We start from the raw sequence: 3,491 nt of genomic DNA on the forward strand, positions 1-3,491 counted from the left end.
GCTTCATACGACCAGTTTTCAATGAAAATATCCAGCATGGACATAATCAACCGCACCAAAGGGTGGTTAACTATATCCACCTTTCTGTCAATAAAGCAGGGAATGCCATACTCGGCAAAAACAGCTTCAATCAGCTTCTCATAGCCGTCAAGGTTTCCGGCAACTACGGCAATTTCCCTGAAGCGCATTCCCCTGTCGCGACAAAGGCCGATAATGTCTCTTGCACAGGCCTCAACTTCAGCAAAAATATTGACCGAAGAAAAAAGGGAAATATCCTTGGTTTTTTCATTATATGTCTTATACGGGTATGAATAAAGATACCGTTCAAGATGGGAAAGCTCAGGGCTTTTGCTAAAACGGAACAACGGTTTATTATTCAAAACAACCACGGGCTCCACAGGAATGCCGTCTTCCTTTGCCATTTTTACAAGCTTTCTGTATGCAGTTTTAATTGATGAAAAGATGTCGGTATCATTTAAGCCGCCGTCCAAACAGTCGGTACAGAAGCTTATGTTAACCCTTTGGGCTTTTCTCATAAGCTGCCCTATTATTTCATATTCCTGAGGGGTAAAGCCGGTAAAACCGTCAATCCAGATTTCAGCTCCGTCAAAAAGGGTAGTTGCGCCAATCTTTTTTGTTGCCAAAGCCAAATCATCATCCGGGTCCCTGTATCTTTCCTCAAGGGTCTTTTCAAACAGGTCATATATTTGAGTAAGCTCCGCAAGCTTTTCCCTTACAGGATTGTCCTCGTTAAGCTCTTTACTCACATTCTCCAAATCTTTAGGAGTAATATTATATTTTTTGAATTCAGTAATCAGAGTGGACAATGTATTCACAAACCCTTGGCGGTCAGCAGCTTTGGAAAACACTCTAAAGCTACCCTTCATTTTATCCAAAATCCTGTAAAGAATCATGCATTTGCCCGCCGAGTGGATATAGGGATAGGTAATACCACCCGCTTCATTGAATGTTCTGTAAGCAATACGGCGAAAGCTCAGCACCTCAGTCTTTAGGATGCCTCCTGTCCCAAGTACGCTGATAAGGTCTCTTTCAGCTTGAAAGGTAAACTGCTCGGGAACAAGCAGAACCAAGGGATGCGTGACTTTAGCGTTAATCTTTGATTTTATTTCCTCAAGGCAAAAACGGGTTTTCCCACTGCCCGCCCTGCCATATATAAACCTCAAACTCATATGCTCCGACTCCAATGCTCATACAATGATTTTGATTAATATTTATGAGTATATTCTATCATATATTTTCTATAAAGTGTTTTATTGACTTTCAATACTACATGCTATTGTCAAGAGAATAATCAAACTGCTTAGTATTTATGATAATTGTATCTTCTCCTATTGTTTCAACATAATCCGATAGTTTTCAATACCAACTATTTATATTTATGGGAATTATTGTTTTATGAATATTGTCATAAAAAATCTCCTTCTTAAACATCTTCTACAATTCTTGTCAAGAAGGAGATTTTAGAATTTTTTTATTCAAAAATCTAAACATTCTCTTTGCTTAAAAAAAAGAAGCAACTATGTAAGATATGTTGCTATTTTCGCAAGGCACTCCTCAATTATTGCATTTATTTTTTCAATTTGAGCATCATTGGGATTATATTTTTTTAATATTTTTAGATTACGAGCCCTCCAATCCAACGATTTAATTTGATCTGTCAGAATAACCCCTTTTATTGGGTAACCATCATTATCAGGAGTTATTCCCTCGCTTGGTAATTCCACTTCAAAGGGATACCCTTTTTTATGGCTGGTAATCGGGCAAACAGCTACAAATCCTGTTACTTCATTAAATCTTTCAGGTGATAAAACAATAGCATTTCTTCTTCCGGCTTGTTCATGTCCGGTTTGTGGAGTAAAATTTAAAACAATTAAGTCTCCTCTTCCAGGTATATTTTCCATTAAATCAACTCACGTCCTTCAATTCCAAAGTCAATCTCTTCATGCCGATTTTCAGGAGTAACTTGGGACAACAGTTCTTCTAATGTGTATTTTTTTCGTATTCTTTTTGGTTTTAATGTGATTTCGTTTTCATTAGCATACAATTCGATCTCGGAACCTTGACTAATACCCAGCCTGTCAGCAGCTTCTTTCGGGATACGTATTCCTATGCTGTTCCCCCACTTTTGGGCAATAACTGTAGACATGCAATCGCCCTCCTTCGTTTGATTAATCTCGTTTTTAAAATACTCCTTTGAATTCATTATATCACCTTCAAATAAAAAAGTATATACATAGTATATACTTTTTTATAAAAAAGGTACGTTATTTGTGTATTCTTCTGATATTATTAGTACATAGCAGGCTTCTTCCCGTAATTTTCGTTGCCAATAAAAAATATGTGTAGTCGGTATTCTTTTACAATCATTTGTGTATTCATACAATCACTCCTATCTGGTTGAAAAAGTATATACACTTTTTACATTTTTTACACTCTGTACTTTTTAAACTTTTTGCGCATTTTAAAGTTTTTCTACTATTTTCAACCGATTTTTCATGATCGTACTACTTTTAAGTTAGACATACCCTGCGCTAATCAAGTTTACGCTCACGAACAATGCTAAGTAATCGATTCTATCTTCAAAGGAGTTTTTTACTTTATATTATGATTCGCACGTAACTTTAATGTTAATGCTATTCTAAAATTGGTTCTTTCCAGAGTTAGTTGAAATAAGCATAAAAATATGATACAATAAATAAAAATTAAGTATAAGAAAAGAGACTATATTCCATGGATAAGTTCATCAAGCAATTAGATCCAAACTTAGACTATATTAGTTATGAAATAGATGATAACAAATGCTATATAACAGTAGCTTCCAATCGCAAAGAAGTAATATGTCCGTTTTGTGGTCGGCCATCATCAAGAATACATTCTACATATAACAGAACCTTTCAGGACCTTCCAATACAAGGTAATAAGGTATTTATTATTATACGTAACAGAAAAATGTTTTGCGATAATTCTGATTGTAATCATACTACTTTTGCAGAAAGGTTTGATTTTATCTCTTATAAAGCGAAGAAAACTCGTCGTCTTGAAGATGAAATTGTACGATTGTCAATAAATTGCAGTTCCATTGCAGCATCAAAAGTACTAAAGGAAAATGTTGTAGACATCGGTAAAAGTACAGTTTGCAATCTCTTAAAAAAAAGAAACACCAGTTGTTGAAAAAAAGACAGTAACAGCTGTTTGCATTGATGATTTTGCTATTAAGAAGCGTAAAAGCTATGGAACAGTCATGGTAGATATTTTTACGCATCAAATACTTGATATGATTGACTCAAGGGATTATGAGACTGTTTGCGAGTGGTTAAAAACATATCCAAATCTTCGTGTGATATCAAGAGATGGATCTGTTACCTATAATAATGCAATTACAAATGCACACCCGAGAGCTTTACAAGTAAGTGGTCGTTTTCATTTACTGAAGAATCTGACTTCCTATGTAACAGAGTATCTAAAAAAGA

General features: G+C 35.2%; 4 protein-coding genes and 1 pseudogene. 2 read left to right on the plus strand and 3 right to left on the minus strand.

Translation table 11 applies throughout. The features are described from left to right. The 3 genes and pseudogenes from PLH43_RS13305 to PLH43_RS13315 form a co-directional block, all read right to left on the minus strand. Positions 1-1,190, minus strand: a pseudogene (locus tag PLH43_RS13305) (helicase-exonuclease AddAB subunit AddB); the annotation flags it as partial. A gap of 348 nt (positions 1,191-1,538) precedes the next feature. Continuing rightward, on the minus strand, positions 1,539-1,922 hold the full coding sequence (locus PLH43_RS13310) for a type II toxin-antitoxin system PemK/MazF family toxin (protein ID WP_324363916.1): 384 nt from the start codon (positions 1,920-1,922) through the stop codon (positions 1,539-1,541). Beyond that, positions 1,922-2,167 (minus strand): AbrB/MazE/SpoVT family DNA-binding domain-containing protein, encoded by a 246-nt coding sequence (locus PLH43_RS13315; RefSeq protein ID WP_324363917.1) that lies wholly within the window; start codon positions 2,165-2,167, stop codon positions 1,922-1,924. The genes PLH43_RS13310 and PLH43_RS13315 overlap by 1 nt, the downstream gene beginning before the upstream one ends. A 584-nt stretch (positions 2,168-2,751) precedes the next feature. Between PLH43_RS13315 and PLH43_RS13320 the strand changes: the two genes are divergently transcribed. Both PLH43_RS13320 and PLH43_RS13325 read left to right on the plus strand, forming a co-directional pair. Then, positions 2,752-3,192, plus strand: coding sequence for a transposase family protein (locus tag PLH43_RS13320; protein WP_324363918.1), 441 nt, complete (start codon positions 2,752-2,754; stop codon positions 3,190-3,192). A gap of 70 nt (positions 3,193-3,262) precedes the next feature. Next, on the plus strand, positions 3,263-3,491 hold a 229-nt coding region (locus PLH43_RS13325), incomplete at its 3' end, for a transposase (protein WP_324363919.1).

Source organism: Acetivibrio sp., assembly GCF_035371925.1.
In the GTDB taxonomy this organism is placed as follows: Bacteria; Bacillota; Clostridia; order Acetivibrionales; family Acetivibrionaceae; genus Hungateiclostridium.

What these genes read in the sequence shown, in the direction of transcription:
- PLH43_RS13310 (WP_324363916.1), bottom strand. Translation starts at nt 1,922, where the DNA reads ATGGAAAATATACCTGGAAGAGGAGACTTAATTGTTTTAAATTTTACT.
- PLH43_RS13320 (WP_324363918.1), top strand. Translation starts at nt 2,752, where the DNA reads ATGGATAAGTTCATCAAGCAATTAGATCCAAACTTAGACTATATTAGT.
- PLH43_RS13315 (WP_324363917.1), bottom strand. Translation starts at nt 2,167, where the DNA reads ATGTCTACAGTTATTGCCCAAAAGTGGGGGAACAGCATAGGAATACGT.